The sequence below is a fragment of the Ruegeria sp. O6 genome (assembly GCF_056535045.1).
Window position 1 is genome coordinate 90,752 of record NZ_JBQERM010000005.1, and the last position, 13,913, is coordinate 104,664.

The following is a 13,913-nucleotide window of genomic DNA, read 5'->3' on the forward strand; positions in this document are numbered from 1 at the left end:
AACTGCATATACGCAGGATGATCCGAGTCTGCAACCCCCGACAGAAGTATCACCCGGAATTACGCGATCCACCACCGTTCAGCGATACGACCGTCGTCCAGAACCGTGCGTCCGGCAATCTGCCGCGGCAATCCCACTGCCCCTGAAACGGCCAGTGCCATATCGGTCTCGGAAGGATGGAAGCGAAAACCGCGCGTACTGCGGATCTCGGACGGATCTGGGAAAGCCGCAATATCGACGTAGCCATCGCGCAATGCCTCGGCGCGGACACGGGCATCGGGAATAACGATCACTTCGAATGCATCGACCCAACCGGCCTGACCGTCCTTGTAATGTCCCGAAACACGGCGACCCAGGAAATGTCGCCCGTCTTCGGCGCGCTCGACACGGTAGCAACCCGTACCGTTGGCCCTGTGTAGCGGCGTGACTCCTTCGCCATAGCGGGCAATGACAAAACGACTTTCCGCCAAAAGGAATGGAAGGCCCGGATTTGCCTCGGCCAGTTCCAGCCGCAAACGGTTGGCGGTCAATGCCTCGGTATACCCGACTTCGGCCAATACGGTCGCAACGTCTGAGATGTCCAAAGGCGCGCCGTCGTGGAACACCGCATCATTGCGCAGATCAAAGCTCCAGACCTTCGCATCGGCGTCGGTTTGCCAGCCGGTCGCAAGCTCGCCCCGCAAAGTGCCATCCGGGGCGATCTCGGTCAGCGTGTCGAAAACCGCACCGCGTGCCACCTGCTCAAGACTGTCGTCGCGCGGCACGGCCAATCGCAGCGTGCCGCCTTTCTCGGGTCTGTCCGCCAGGGACGCGCCTGTCGCAGCAAGCAGCGCGGCCGCGGCACCCGAAGCAAACAAGGCACGGCGGTCGATGCGTGTCATGCCAAACCCTCCGCCACGCGATCCATGATCCGGATCAGTTCTGCGCTGATCCCGGGTTCAGAAAGCGCATGACCGGCCTGACGTACCATCTTAATCTCGGCATTCGGCCAGCGTTCGCTCAGCGACCAGGCGGCCTGCGGCGGGCAAATCATGTCGTATCGCCCCTGCACGATGTGTCCCGGGATATGAGCGATCCGGTCCATTTGATCTAGGATCTGCCCATCCGTTTCCAGGAACGCCTTATTGTAGAAATAGTGATTCTCGAGCCGGGCAAATGTACGGGCGTATTCGCCGGGGCTTTCGCCCACTGATCCGTTCGTGTGGATCGACGCCAGCGCATTTTCCCAGTGCGACCATGCCCGCGCATACAGGGTCTCGGTCGCGCGGTCCCCCGAGAACAGGCGTTTATTGTAGGCGGTGATGGTGTCCTTCAGCTCGGCCTCGGGCAAAAGCGCGGTGAACTTCTGCCACTGCTCCGGCCAGAAACGCCCCACTCCGCCGCCATAAAACCAGTCAAGTTCAGCCTGAGTTGCCAGAAACACACCCCGCAGCACCAAGCGGCTGACCCTGTCGGGATGCGACTGCGCGTAGATCAGCGCAAGCGTCGCGCCCCAGCTGCCGCCAAAAGCTATCCATTCATCAATCTCGAACAGTTCGCGCAACCGTTCAATGTCGGCCACCAAATGCCAAGTCGTGTTGTTTTCAACCGAAGCCGTGGGGCGAGACCGGCCACACCCACGCTGATCAAATAGAATCACCCTGTACGCATGCGGATCAAAGTAGCGACGCATTGCAGGGCTGCAACCGCCACCCGGACCGCCATGCAGGATCACCACCGGAATGCCTTCGGGATTACCGCATTGTTCCACATAGATACGGTGCCCGTCGCCCATATCGACCATACGCTGGTCGAACGGATCGATCGGCGGGTACAGATATTGAACTGCGCGCTTTTGGTCCGGGTACTTGTCCATTATGGCCCTATATAGTCCTTAAGCGTAAAAGAGCATACGGAGACAGGAATGCAAGCGCATCCGAACACGGTGGATCCATCCGAGATCGCAAAATTCGAAGCGATGGCGGCAGAATGGTGGGATCCTCATGGGAAATTCAAACCCTTGCACATGCTGAATCCTTGCCGTTTGGATTATATCACACAGCAGATCGCCGGAGAATTCGATCGCGACCTAAAGTCGCCTATGCCGTTCGAAGGCCTGCGCCTGCTGGATATCGGTTGTGGCGGTGGGCTGCTGAGCGAACCCATGGCGCGTCTGGGGGCCGAGGTCGTCGGGGCCGATGCCGCCGGAGGCAACCTGCCTGTTGCGCGTATCCATGCCGAGCAATCCGGTTTGGAGATCGACTATCGCCACACCACAGCCGAAGACATGGCCGCTGCAGGTGAGCAGTTCGACGTGGTCCTGAACATGGAAGTGGTCGAGCATGTGGCCGACCCACAGGGTTTCCTGACCGCCTCGCAACAATTGCTCAAGCCGGGTGGGCTGCTGATCTGCTCAACCATCAACCGCAACCCGAAATCCTATGCCATGGCCATTTTCGGGGCCGAGGTCGTCATGCGCTGGCTGCCGCGCGGCACGCATGAGTGGAACAAGTTCATCACCCCTGATGAGTTGTTCGACCTGCTGCGTCAGGCGGGGATGGACCCGGTGGACCGCAAGGGGTTCGTCTTCAACCCGATCCTCTGGAGTTGGTCGATCTCGGACCGGGATCTAAGCGTGAACTATGTGACGGCGAGTGTGAAGCCGGGCTGAGGGTTATTCCCCTTCCAGCTGTTTTCTCAGATCGCGCAGCACTGGCAATGTCGACCGAACACGGTCGTCCCCCAACTCTCCAACTACGCGGTTGATCAACGGAGCAATCGAGGAAATCGCCTGATCCCGCGCGCGTTTACCGGCGGGGCTGATCGCGACCATCTTGCGGCGGGCATCGTCCCAATCGGGTCGGATGTGGATGTATCCAGCCCATTCCAGCTTGGCCAAGGTGTTGGTCATCGCCCCTCGGGTCACGTGGAACGTGTTGGCCAGCTGCGCCGGGCTACGCTCATCCGCGACAAAAGCCAGGTGGTTCAGAACCGAGAAATGCGAGATTTCCATGCCCTTGGGCAGCACCCGGCTAAGCCGGTTCCGCAATAGCTGGTCGGCGGTCAGGATCTCGCTGAACAGCGTGACCGCAAGGGCATTGGTGTCGTCTGTCATTGTTCCGTTCTGTCAGGGTCCGTCGAAGGAACGGCGGTGGTGCAGTGAAGGGACACGTCGCCGTGCCTCAGTCACAGAACTATCATCCAAATCGAAAATGTGAATGCCTGGATCGGTCCCTGCGTCGATCAGCACCTTTCCCCACGGGTCGACGACCATGCTGTGACCGTGAGTATAGCGTGTTTTACCGCCGGTTTTTGGATGTTCCCCTGTTTGGGCCGGGGCCAGCACCCAACACCCGGTTTCGATTGCACGTGCGCGCAGCAAGGCTTCCCAATGCGCGGCACCTGTGACCGGCGAGAACGCGGCCGGGACGGTCAGAATGCGCGCGCCCGCCTGCGCCAGTGCCGCGTGCAAATATGGAAAGCGGATATCGTAACAGATGGTCAGACCAACCTTGCCGAAATCCGTTTCTGCGATAACCGCTTTTTCGCCTGGGCGGTAATTCTTTGATTCGCGGAACGTCTCGGTCTCGGTGACCTGCACATCGAACATATGGATTTTGTCATACCGCGCCACGATCTGACCTTGCGGTCCGATCATAAAGCAACGATTGGCAAAACGACCGTCATTGTCATGAGTCTTGAGCCCCAACGAGCCGATCAGAAGCCAAACACCCAGATCAGCAGCCTGTTCGCGCAGGCCCGTCAAAGTGATGTCATCTTCTTCATGTTGTAAAACCGCGCGCTGCCGTGTGGTGCTGGTCGAAACGCAATTCGTAACCTCTGGCGTCAGAACAAAGCGGGCGCCCTGTTCTGCCGCTTCGGCCATCATACCTCGGACCATCCCGAGGTTTTCTGCCGGATCGTCCGACGAGGTGATTTGCAGCAGCGCGGTTTTCATCAGGCCGCGAGCAGACGGTCAAGCTTGCCCTGACGCTCCAACTCGTACAAATCATCGCAACCGCCGACATGCGTGGCGCCGATGAAAATCTGGGGGACCGTGCGTTTGCCTCCGGCACGTTGAATCATTTCAGGTTTGCGTTTGGGGTGCATCAGCACGTCGATCTCCTTGAACTCGACACCTTTCTGCTTCAGCAGGCGTTTGGCTGCATGACAATACCCGCACAGTGGCGATGTATAGATCTCTATCGACTTCATTTGCCGTTCCCTTCGGATTTCGCGCAATCTTGGGCGAATTAGGCATCCTTGGCAACGCGCGCCAGAGCCAACACGAAAATATGATTTGCCCCCGCCGCCTGACAGGCACGAGTGCATGCGGCCAGTGTTGCCCCGGACGTCATCACATCGTCCACCAGCAAAACGTTCCGGCCCGTCAGATGGCGGGCATTTCGGGGGTGAAGGCATATCGCGTCGCCCAAAATCTGTGCCCGCTCGGCAGCTGTTTTGCCGTCCAGTACCGGCGTCTTGTTTTTGCGAATCAACAGATCGGGCACACATTCCAATCCTGTCTCGCGCGCCAGGTTCTGCGCCAACAGCGCTGACTGGTTGTATCGCCTTTTCAGCAATCGAGACCAATGCAAAGGAACCGGAACAATCACCATATCCGGTCGCAACAATGGGCGCCCTGCCTGCACCATCCACTGCGCGGCAGGGCGGGCCAGTTCGGGCCGATCACCATGTTTCAACGCCAGGATCAGTGACCGCGCCTTGCCGTCATACAAAAGCGCGGCGCGGCCTGCCCTCCAGGGGCGCGCGGTCTTCAGGCAATCATCGCACTCGGTCCGAAACTCGTCCTGCCCCCCGATCAGGGGCAGACCGCAACTTTCACAGACCGTGCCGCCAATGAATGGCGTTTCCCGCCAGCATGGGCCACACAGGCCAAAATCGGACTCGGTCAGGTCGCCGCACCCCATGCAACGTGGTGGATAAATCAGCGCAAGTGCGGTTTGAATCCGTTGCGCGATGCGATACTTGCCAGCTATGAAACTGCCCGAACCCACTGCACCCTCACTTTTTGACCGTGCCGCCATTCTGCGTCATCGCAGCCGCGTGCAGGATGACGCCCTTTTTCTGCACCGCGCCGCGATGGACGAGGTTCAGGATCGGCTCTCCATGGTTAACAAAACCTTTACGGCGGCAGCGATCGTGACCGCATACCCGCAGCTTTGGACGGACGCGTTTCCCGAAGCCTCGATCATTGCGGATGACGACGTGCTGGCACTGCAACCCGGCGTACATGACCTTGTTATCCACGCCATGACACTGCACTGCGCAAACGATCCGGTGGGCCAGTTGATCCAATGCCACCGCGCGCTGAAACCCGACGGGTTGTTGCTGGTTGTTTGTCTGGGCGGCGAAACGCTGCACGAATTGCGCGCGGCGTTGGGTCAGGCCGAGATTGACGTTACCGGTGGCCTCAGCCCCCGCATCGCTCCAATGGCCGAGCTGCGGGACATGGGCGGTTTGTTGCAGCGGGCAGGTCTGGCCTTGCCAGTCGCAGACTCGGTGCCGCTCACGGCTGAGTACCGTGACATCTGGCACCTGATGCACGATCTGCGGCATATGGGTGAGGCCAATGCGTTATCCGGGCGACTGAAACACCCGACCAAACGCGCAGTATTTGAGGCCGCGCAAAACATCTACGCGTCTCATTTCACCACAGTATCGGGACGTCTGGCAGCCACGTTCGAACTGATCTGCCTGACCGGATGGTCCCCCCACGACAGTCAACCCAAACCACTGCGTCCTGGGTCGGCGCAAGCACGTTTGGCTGACGCCTTGCGCACGGACGAGGGCAAACTGCCCGATTGACGCGCGACCAAATCCCCTTATTTCAGGCCCTAACGCAAGAAATTCAGGAAGCCTCATATGTTTGATGCCACGCGACCCGCTCACGCTCCTACGGATCACCCCAAGATCAGGATGGGGCGCGTCGGCATATTGCTGGCCAATCTGGGCACGCCGGACGACTACACATATTGGCCGATGCGCCGATATCTGAATGAGTTTTTGTCGGACCAGCGTGTCATCGATTATCCAAAGTGGAAATGGCAACCGATTCTACAGGCGATCATCCTGACCAAGCGACCTTTCAGTTCCGGCGAGGCTTACAAATCGATCTGGAACCAGGAAAAGGGCGAAAGCCCGCTGATGACCATCACCAAGGACCAGACCGCCAAGCTAAGCCAGACGATGCACGCACGATACGGTGATCAGGTCATGGTCGATTTCTGTATGCGTTACGGCAACCCGTCGACCAAATCCAAAGTGCGCGCGATGGTAGCCGCAGGGTGCGATCGCATCTTGTTTTTTCCGCTTTACCCTCAATACGCTGGCGCAACGACGGCCACCGCCAACGACCAGTTCTTTCGCGCACTGATGGACGAAGCCTGGCAGCCCGCGACGCGAACCGTTCCGGCCTATTTCGATGAACCCGTCTATATCGATGCGCTGGCACAGTCTGTTGAACGCGCATACGAGGCTATGGAGACAAAGCCCGACATTCTTGTCTGCTCATATCACGGGATGCCCGAGCGGTATCTTCAGCAGGGCGATCCCTATCACTGCCAATGCGCTAAAACGACGAGGCTGTTAAAGGAGCGGCTGGGCTGGACAGATGATCAAATGGTATCGACCTTCCAGTCGCGCTTCGGCCCCGAAGAATGGTTGAAACCTTACACGGTGGATCACGTGGCCGACCTGGCGAAGCAAGGCAAAAAGAACATTGCAGTTATTGCCCCGGCGTTTTCTGCGGACTGCATCGAAACGCTTGAAGAGATTAACGAAGAAATAAAAGAAAGCTTCGAAGAAGCAGGCGGGGAGACGTTTACCTATATTCCATGCCTTAACGATGACGACGCCCATATCGCGGCACTTGGAAAGGTGATCGAAGATAATTTGTGCGGGTGGCTGGCGTAAAGCGTTTCTAGAACGCAACCCGCATTTCCTATGAGAACGTCAAGCTCGGCTTGATACTGGCCTGTCAGTATCCCCCCGGCGCGCAACAGGCTTGAAGACCTGTTGGAATTAAAAAAGGCGGTGGATTGCTCCACCGCCTTTTTCATGAATTCCGTGTCGGATTAGCTTGCAGCAACAGCAGCAGCAACAACGACCAGCAGGATCAGCGGCAGCAGAATGCCCTGCGACGAACCCTGAGTTTCTTCAACAACAACTGGTGCTTCAACAACCGGCTCTTCCAGGTTGCCAGCATATGCAGTCGAAGCTGCTGCAGTCAGAGCTGCGGCGAGAACGAGTTTCTTCATATTAACCTCCAGAATTTGCACGGCTCCAATATCCAGAGCCGCACATCTAAGACTTACCTCGTAGTTTTTTCTAATCAGCATTAGAGCGGGAATGCAATTGCAACTTGACCGGTGAGCGGGTTCGTACACGAAAATGTCGTCAAATTAGCAACACTTGCGTGCCAACCTTCGCCATCGAAAACAGCTCGGCGATGTCTTCGTTGAAAAGGCCGATGCAGCCGTTCGAAGATCTGCGGCCGATTTTGCGTGTATCGTGCGTCCCGTGAATGCGATAATACTTCCAGCTCAGGTATAAAGCGTGTGTTCCCAATGGGTTATCAGGACCCGGAGGAATGTAGTCCGGCCATTCCGGATTTCTCTTCTTCATCGACGGCGTCGGAGACCAGCTTGGGCCTTCGACCTTGCGGATCACACTGGTGCGCCCGCGCCGGGTGAGTTCTTCGGTCAGCGGAACCGACGACGGGTACAATTTATAGACTGTTTGGTCATCCGACCAGTAATGCAGCGCTCTTGAGACGGTGTCGACCAATATGGCGCCATTTCTGGTGTTCGAGAAATACGGTTGCCAATCCAATGCCCGGAACCCGGATACGTTGCGGCGAACCGCCGGTTCGGTTTCGGGTGCAGGGCGCAGCGGGTCGCCCGGGATATATTGCGCCAGTGCCGGTGTAGCCAGAGTGGCGGTAGCCCCTGCCAGAAACCCCCTGCGGGTGGGCGAATGAATGCGCTTCTTGACCATGACGACGGGTCCTGTGTTTAGGTGAGGTCTGAAATCAGAGGCATTCTATTGCCAGAATGCTTCAGTCGCAAACCAAACCGGCAGAATCACGCAAGTTGTGGCCATTGCGCGTTTGCTCAGAACAAGCAGGCGCGCTATGCCCTGTTGAGATACAATAATCAGGTCGAACATGACGCGCATCGTTTCTTTACTGTTGATTTGCTTTGTCGCACTTGCGGCATGTACCAACACTGGCTCAACCACTCTGGGATCTGATGGTCGCCCATTGCCGACCGTGTACAAGATCCGCGGCAATCCGGAAAAGCTGCAGTTCCGCATGCTTGATTCGGTCAATGCTTTGCGTCAGGCTCAGGGGTTGCAGCCCGTACAGCTGAACGCGCAGCTGAACGCAGCGGCAGCGACACATTCGAAGGATATGTCGCGGCAGAACCGGCCCTGGCATTTTGGGTCAGACGGTTCATCACCAATCGACCGGGCAGCGCGTGTCGGCTATTTCGGAACGTTCCTTGGGGAAGCCATTTCCGAAACCTACGAGACCGAGACGGAAACACTTGCCGCATGGATGCAGGAACCTGGACCAAGGTCTGTCATCATGGACGCCAAAGCCACCCAAATGGGATTCGCCTGGCATCAGGAAGGCGGTGGTAAAATCTGGTGGACGCTGGAAATGGGAACCGGTGGTTGATCCGGTCAAATGAAAAGAAAAAAGCCCCCGGTTTTCGGGGGCTTTTTTTGTTAATCAGGCGGCTTGCATAGACTGCGCCTCAGTCAGGATCGCATAGAGCTTTACCGGATCAGGGTTCGCCCGGAGCTTGGTGCAAACCGAAGTATCCCGCAATGTGCGAGACACCAGCGCCAGAGCTTTGAGGTGATCAACACCCGCCTCTTCCGGTGCAAACAGCGCGAAGGCGATGTCCACAGGCTGGCGATCAACTGAACCGAAATCGATGGGCTTCTCAAGCATGACAAAAACACCTGAAACCGAATCAAGATCGGGCAGGCGCGCATGCGGCAGCGCCACACCATGGCCGACACCGGTCGGTCCAAGGCTTTCCCGCTCCAGCAGGAAATCAACTGCTTCCTGAGGATCGATGCCCAGCGTCGCCGCGGCGACGTCACCGATTTCCTGAAACAGCCGCTTCTTGCTGGAAGCCGCGGACAATACACGCACCGCTTCAGGCTTCAGTATGCTCGAAAGCTCCATGATCACGCTCCATGGCACGCACCCGCATCAGCGGGTGCAGCCCCGTATCCTTGCCTGTTACGGATCAATCCAGCCGATATTACCGTCTTCGCGACGATAAACGACATTCAATCCGTCCTTGTTTTCATTTCTGAACACCAGTACTGGCGCACCGGCAAGTTCCATTTGCATAACGGCCTCTCCAACGCTCAAAGATGGGATTTTTGTTTCCATCTCAGCCACAATCATTGGCTGAAGCGATTCGGGTTCTTCGACCGACTCCGATTCATTAGAAGCGAGGATATAAGAGGACGCCCCAAAGAGTTCAACCGGTTCGGCCCGATCCTTGTGGTGGTCCTTCAGGCGGCGCTTGTAACGACGCAACTGTTTTTCCATTTTATCACAGCATGCCTCAAATGCCGCGTAGATCTCGGTTGCATGGGCCTTGGCCTGCGCCGTCAGGCCAGTGGACAGGTGCACCGTTGTTTCGCATACATATTCATGCGCCGAACGGGAAAAGACGACGTTGGCATCCGTAGGCCGCTGCGCATACTTGCCCACGACCTCATTCAGTTCGGTCTGCACGTGTGTCTGCAACGCCGCACCGATGTCGATCTGTTTTCCGCTGATTTGGTAACGCATGTGATCTCCTTCACAATTCACACCCATTCTGACGCCGCGAAACGCGGCGAGCTTGTTTTTATCGGGTGGGGGGTAGAGACATTTTCCGCGGTTGCCTTGTTTCCAGCCCTTCGAAGAAGGGACATCGAGATCCAGACTGGAACCGGGTAAATGCCATAAGCCAATTGAGGCAAGAGACGAGGGAAGAGTCAATCAAAACAGATGTGTATATACGCGATTTCCGCCATGCAATTGGCACAACTCCGCGCAAGGTTATGAAATGCGGAAATTCTCGCCCAGATAGACGCGGCGCACATTCTCGTTTTCGACAACCTCATCAGGTGTGCCGGACATCAAAACCTGACCGTCATGCAGGATATAGGCCCGGTCGACAATTTCCAGCGTTTCCCGGACGTTGTGATCGGTGATCAGCACACCAATACCGCGTTTTTTCAAATCCGCGACCAGATGGCGAATATCCCCAACACTGATCGGGTCAACGCCTGCAAACGGTTCATCCAGCAGCAGGTATTTGGGGTCTGCGGCCAAACAGCGCGCGATCTCAACACGGCGGCGCTCGCCGCCTGACAACGCCAGAGCCGGGGCCCGGCGCAAGTGTTCGATCGAGAAGTCAGACAACAGCTCTTCCAAACGCTCTTTGCGCTTATGCGCATGAGAGACCGTGATATCCAGAACGGCAGCAATGTTGTCCTCGACGCTCATGCCGCGAAAGATCGACATCTCCTGCGGCAAATAGCCGATCCCCATCCGTGCCCGCCGGTACATCGGCAACGTAGTCACATTCTGGCCGTCTATCGTGACTTTTCCCGCCTCTGGGAACACAAGGCCCGCAACTGAATAGAACGTTGTGGTTTTACCAGACCCGTTCGGCCCCAGCAGCGCCACCACTTCGGACCGGCCCAACGTCATCGAAACATCGCGGATCACCGTCTTTTTTTTGTAGGACTTCCGCAGCTTCTCGATGCGCAGCCCGGAACTGCCCTCGGTCAGTTTCAGGTCGGGACGCGCCATCAGTTGTTTCCCTGCTGCAAGATCGTTTTGACCCGCCCGGTCATTGTCGCAGTGCCCGATGTCAGGTTGGCGTTCATCTGATCGCCACTGATGATGCTGGGGCCCTGTGTCAGCAGGACATTGCCCTTCATGACAATCTCACCCGAGCCGATCTTGTATTCAGCCCAGTCGCCTTCCGCTGCATCCGGCGGGCTGACCAGAACCACATTCTCGGTCGCCTCCATTCGCTCGATCGCCGAGCGTTCCTGATTGTAGATAACCAGCACGCGTTCGGCTGTCAGGCGCATTTCACCCTGTACGACGATGACATTCCCGATGAACTCGGCCGATCCGTCCTCTTGATTGACGTTCAGGGTTTCCGATGTCACCTCGACCGGCAGGCTCGGATCGGCATTCGCGGACCCAAAAGCCACCTGCGCCTCTTGCGCAGTCACGGGCGCGGCGCCCGCGATCAAGGCGAGGCACAAAGGAACAAATCGAAAATCGAACACAAGTTATCTTTCTGCTTTTTCAGGCTCGTATACCAGCTTCACACCATCTGTAAAAACAATATGGACCGGCCCGTCCGTTTTTTCAGTGCCAAAGGTCATACGCCCCGCGGAAAAGTTACCGATCGGACCGGTTCCGTTCACCTGCCCCGGCGTATCGCCCCGGACTTCGTCCAACGAGGTATTGAGCAGATCCGTCGTAACCTTGAGCCCATCCGCCGTGGTGATGACCACGTCACCAACAAAGGTAGCTGTTCCACTATCCGGACGGATCAGGCCGGAATTCGAATCCAGCGTAATTGTGCCGCCATTGAGCAGCCCAAATCGGCCGCGAAACTCGGACGCGGTCGGAACCGACGCCTCGGTGCCCTGCGTGGCTTGCACCGCCTCGATATGCACGGTCTCTCCCTTGCGGGTCGTTCCGCGGTAATCCGGCCGCGTTACCACCTGTTGTGCCAGTCTCTCATCAATGTCTTTCTGCGCGAAAGGCACGGAAACGTTTGTTTCGATGCTGCGGGACAGCAGGAATACCGTGGACAACATCACAATAGCCGCAAGCGGCAACAGCACCTTCAGGAACTGCACCATGCGGGAATATCTGTCCACTTCAGCCTCCCTCAGCCCAGACCGACGCGCAGGCAATCGTGGATGTGAAGCAGCCCCAAAGCCTGACCTGATGTCGCCTCGTCAACCACGAAGAGCGAGGTGATCTTACGGTCATTCATGATTGCTACCGCTTCTTCCGCCAACGCACCCGGGGATATGGTTGTGGGGTTGGGGGTCATGACCTGCTCGGTCGTTTTGTTCAGCAGCCCATCCATGTGGCGCCGCAAGTCACCGTCTGTAATGATCCCTGCCAATTGACCCTGCGGGTCTGTTACGCCAGCAACACCAAACCCCTTCTGGCTGATTTCGATCAGCGCATCGCTCATCGGAGTATGTGCCGCAACCAGAGGCAGGGCCTCTCCGACATGCATCAGATCCTGTACTGTGCTCAGCCGAGCGCCCAGTTTGCCACCGGGATGGAAGGCACGGAAATCCTCGGGCCGGAAATCGCGGTATTTCATGAGGGCAATCGCCAGTGCATCCCCCATGGCAAGGGTCAGCGTTGTGGAGATCGACGGCACCATACCAAAACCGCAGGCCTCGCCCATCGACGGGATCAGAAGATGTACGTCGGCCTGTTTCATCAATGTGCTGTCAGGTTTGCTGGACAATCCAATCAGCCGAATGCCAAAGCGGCGCGTAAAGGCCAGCAGATTGGCAAGTTCCGGTGCCTCGCCCGAATTCGAAATCGCCAGAACCACATCACCCTTGGAGACCATGCCAAGATCACCATGGCTGGCCTCGGCCGGATGCACGAAATAGGCAGGCGTTCCGGTGCTGGCCAGCGTGGCCGCAATCTTGTGACCTATGTGGCCTGACTTGCCGATGCCGCTGATTATGATGCGCCCGGTGGCCTGAAGGATCAGCTGCACGGCTTCAGCAAAATGCGCGTCCAGACTGTCGGCAAGTACGTCCAGCGCGCGGGCTTCGTCAGTCACCACCTGACGGGCGGTTTTCAGGAATGCTTCGGTATCGGTCATGAGTGCGCAAAGATATCCGTTTCGGGCCAACCGGCGAGGTCCAGTTTCGCACGCATCGGCAGGAAGTCAAAACAGGCCTGCGCCATTTCAGTCCGGTCCTCGCGAGCCAGCCGAATGTTTAGCGCATCGCGCAGCTGATGCAGATAAAGAACGTCAGACGCAGCATAATCCAATTGAGCGTCCGTAAGTGAGACTGCGCCCCAGTCGCTCATTTGTTGCTGTTTGGAAATATCGACACTGATGAGTTCCTGGCACAGGTTCTTGAGCCCATGCCGGTCCGTATAGGTCCGCACCAGGCGGCTGGCGATCTTGGTGCAATAGACCGGCGCGGCCAGAGCACCAAATGTATGGTACATGGCGGCGATGTCGAAGCGCCCGAAATGGAACAGCTTCAGAATGTCAGGGTTTTCCAGCAGGGCACATAGGTTCGGCGCCTCAGTCTGGCCTTTTTCCACCTGCACGATATGGCTGTTGCCGTCACCACCCGACATCTGAATCACGCACAAGCGGTCCCGATGTGGGTTCAGACCCATGGTTTCACAGTCAATAGCCACAACAGGGCCCAGATCCAGCCCGTCCGGCAGGTCGTTTTTGTACAAATGGTTCGCCACCCGACTATTCCTTTGTGCGGTATCGCCTCCGAGATAGGCGGTTTGGTCCATAAACTCAACGCCGTCCAAAAGTCACGGGCAAATCCCCGCAACAAGATTGACAATATCCTCATGGGGGGGATAGGGATACATCATGACAAATGTACCCCGCGAGTCGCATCCGCATATCACGGCAAGGCTGAAACGGGCCCACGGGCATCTGGCAAAGGTCATTGCCATGCTTGAAGGTCAGGCGCCCTGTTCTGACATCGCCCAACAGCTGTTTGCCGTTGAAAAAGCGGTCACCAACGCCAAGCGCGCCTTGATCCATGATCACATCGACCATTGCCTGTCTTCCGATGGCGATAGCGGCGGGATCGAGGATTTCAAAGCCATTACGAAATACCTCTGAACC

At 57.3% G+C, this 13,913-nt stretch carries 20 protein-coding genes; 5 read left to right on the plus strand and 15 right to left on the minus strand.

The annotated features are described in order from the left end of the window. Nucleotides 1-59 precede the first annotated feature (59 nt). Together ACR0DY_RS08625 and pip are read right to left on the minus strand one after the other, a co-directional pair. Nucleotides 60-881: an ABC transporter substrate-binding protein gene (locus ACR0DY_RS08625; protein ID WP_480483934.1), complete on the minus strand. Its 822-nt coding sequence runs from the start codon at nt 879-881 to the stop codon at nt 60-62. Beyond that, a complete protein-coding gene (gene pip, locus ACR0DY_RS08630) occupies nt 878-1,855 on the minus strand; it encodes a prolyl aminopeptidase (RefSeq protein ID WP_480546220.1) in 978 nt (325 codons plus the stop codon). The genes ACR0DY_RS08625 and pip overlap by 4 nt, the downstream gene beginning before the upstream one ends. Nucleotides 1,856-1,903: 48 nt before the next feature. On the opposite strand from pip, the gene ubiG reads away from it, so the two are divergent. Then, a complete protein-coding gene (ubiG, locus tag ACR0DY_RS08635; RefSeq protein ID WP_480546222.1) occupies nt 1,904-2,650 on the plus strand; it encodes a bifunctional 2-polyprenyl-6-hydroxyphenol methylase/3-demethylubiquinol 3-O-methyltransferase UbiG in 747 nt (248 codons plus the stop codon). Nucleotides 2,651-2,653: 3 nt separating this feature from the next. On the opposite strand, the gene ACR0DY_RS08640 is transcribed toward ubiG, so the two are convergent. Genes ACR0DY_RS08640 through ACR0DY_RS08655 form a run of 4 tightly spaced genes read right to left on the minus strand, consistent with a single transcriptional unit; the run spans nt 2,654 to nt 4,997 of the window. Then, nucleotides 2,654-3,094, minus strand: coding sequence for a MarR family winged helix-turn-helix transcriptional regulator (locus tag ACR0DY_RS08640; protein ID WP_267363106.1), 441 nt, complete (start codon nt 3,092-3,094; stop codon nt 2,654-2,656). A gap of 12 nt (nt 3,095-3,106) precedes the next feature. Then, complete coding sequence (locus tag ACR0DY_RS08645; protein WP_480546224.1) at nt 3,107-3,937, minus strand: carbon-nitrogen hydrolase family protein; 831 nt, start codon at nt 3,935-3,937, stop codon at nt 3,107-3,109. Beyond that, nucleotides 3,937-4,194, minus strand: a complete 258-nt coding sequence (gene grxC / locus ACR0DY_RS08650) for a glutaredoxin 3 (protein WP_480546226.1) — start codon at nt 4,192-4,194, stop codon at nt 3,937-3,939. Before grxC ends, ACR0DY_RS08645 begins: the two co-directional genes overlap by 1 nt. A 38-nt stretch (nt 4,195-4,232) precedes the next feature. Then, complete coding sequence (locus tag ACR0DY_RS08655) at nt 4,233-4,997, minus strand: double zinc ribbon domain-containing protein (RefSeq protein ID WP_480546228.1); 765 nt, start codon at nt 4,995-4,997, stop codon at nt 4,233-4,235. Between ACR0DY_RS08655 and ACR0DY_RS08660 the strand changes: the two genes are divergently transcribed. Together ACR0DY_RS08660 and hemH are read left to right on the plus strand one after the other, a co-directional pair. Further along, nucleotides 4,978-5,808, plus strand: a complete 831-nt coding sequence (locus tag ACR0DY_RS08660) for a methyltransferase domain-containing protein (RefSeq protein ID WP_480483928.1) — start codon at nt 4,978-4,980, stop codon at nt 5,806-5,808. The two genes, ACR0DY_RS08655 and ACR0DY_RS08660, sit on opposite strands and share 20 nt — an antisense overlap. A 57-nt stretch (nt 5,809-5,865) precedes the next feature. Next, nucleotides 5,866-6,915 carry a ferrochelatase gene (gene hemH, locus ACR0DY_RS08665; protein ID WP_480483927.1) on the plus strand — a complete coding sequence of 350 codons (1,050 nt, stop codon included), beginning with the start codon at nt 5,866-5,868 and terminating at the stop codon, nt 6,913-6,915. A 161-nt stretch (nt 6,916-7,076) separates the two neighbouring features. Here the strand turns inward: hemH and ACR0DY_RS08670 are convergent, their stop codons facing one another. Beyond that, entirely contained in the window at nt 7,077-7,259 is a 183-nt protein-coding gene (locus ACR0DY_RS08670) for a hypothetical protein (RefSeq protein WP_117870963.1), read from the minus strand. 139 nt (nt 7,260-7,398) lie between these two features. Further along, on the minus strand, nt 7,399-7,998 hold the full coding sequence (locus ACR0DY_RS08675) for a L,D-transpeptidase (RefSeq protein ID WP_267363097.1): 600 nt from the start codon (nt 7,996-7,998) through the stop codon (nt 7,399-7,401). 169 nt (nt 7,999-8,167) lie between these two features. On the opposite strand from ACR0DY_RS08675, the gene dalA reads away from it, so the two are divergent. Next, a complete protein-coding gene (dalA, locus tag ACR0DY_RS08680; RefSeq protein WP_267363096.1) occupies nt 8,168-8,683 on the plus strand; it encodes a divisome-associated lipoprotein DalA in 516 nt (171 codons plus the stop codon). Nucleotides 8,684-8,737: 54 nt separating this feature from the next. Here dalA and ACR0DY_RS08685 read toward each other — a convergent pair whose 3' ends face one another. The 7 genes from ACR0DY_RS08685 to ACR0DY_RS08715 form a co-directional block, all read right to left on the minus strand. Continuing rightward, nucleotides 8,738-9,202, minus strand: coding sequence for a PTS sugar transporter subunit IIA (locus tag ACR0DY_RS08685; RefSeq protein WP_267363095.1), 465 nt, complete (start codon nt 9,200-9,202; stop codon nt 8,738-8,740). A 57-nt stretch (nt 9,203-9,259) separates the two neighbouring features. Continuing rightward, nucleotides 9,260-9,823 carry a ribosome hibernation-promoting factor, HPF/YfiA family gene (gene hpf, locus ACR0DY_RS08690; RefSeq protein WP_480483926.1) on the minus strand — a complete coding sequence of 188 codons (564 nt, stop codon included), beginning with the start codon at nt 9,821-9,823 and terminating at the stop codon, nt 9,260-9,262. 252 nt (nt 9,824-10,075) lie between these two features. Continuing rightward, nucleotides 10,076-10,834 carry an LPS export ABC transporter ATP-binding protein gene (lptB, locus tag ACR0DY_RS08695; protein ID WP_480474775.1) on the minus strand — a complete coding sequence of 253 codons (759 nt, stop codon included), beginning with the start codon at nt 10,832-10,834 and terminating at the stop codon, nt 10,076-10,078. Continuing rightward, nucleotides 10,834-11,325 (minus strand): LptA/OstA family protein, encoded by a 492-nt coding sequence (locus tag ACR0DY_RS08700; protein WP_480483925.1) that lies wholly within the window; start codon nt 11,323-11,325, stop codon nt 10,834-10,836. Before ACR0DY_RS08700 ends, lptB begins: the two co-directional genes overlap by 1 nt. A 3-nt stretch (nt 11,326-11,328) precedes the next feature. Next, complete coding sequence (gene lptC / locus ACR0DY_RS08705) at nt 11,329-11,928, minus strand: LPS export ABC transporter periplasmic protein LptC (protein ID WP_267363092.1); 600 nt, start codon at nt 11,926-11,928, stop codon at nt 11,329-11,331. An 11-nt stretch (nt 11,929-11,939) separates the two neighbouring features. Beyond that, nucleotides 11,940-12,908 carry a KpsF/GutQ family sugar-phosphate isomerase gene (locus ACR0DY_RS08710; RefSeq protein WP_480483924.1) on the minus strand — a complete coding sequence of 323 codons (969 nt, stop codon included), beginning with the start codon at nt 12,906-12,908 and terminating at the stop codon, nt 11,940-11,942. After that, nucleotides 12,905-13,519 (minus strand): ribonuclease D, encoded by a 615-nt coding sequence (locus tag ACR0DY_RS08715; protein ID WP_480546230.1) that lies wholly within the window; start codon nt 13,517-13,519, stop codon nt 12,905-12,907. The genes ACR0DY_RS08710 and ACR0DY_RS08715 overlap by 4 nt, the downstream gene beginning before the upstream one ends. A 133-nt stretch (nt 13,520-13,652) precedes the next feature. On the opposite strand from ACR0DY_RS08715, the gene ACR0DY_RS08720 reads away from it, so the two are divergent. Continuing rightward, nucleotides 13,653-13,910, plus strand: a complete 258-nt coding sequence (locus ACR0DY_RS08720) for a metal-sensing transcriptional repressor (protein ID WP_480546232.1) — start codon at nt 13,653-13,655, stop codon at nt 13,908-13,910. Nucleotides 13,911-13,913 lie beyond the last annotated feature (3 nt).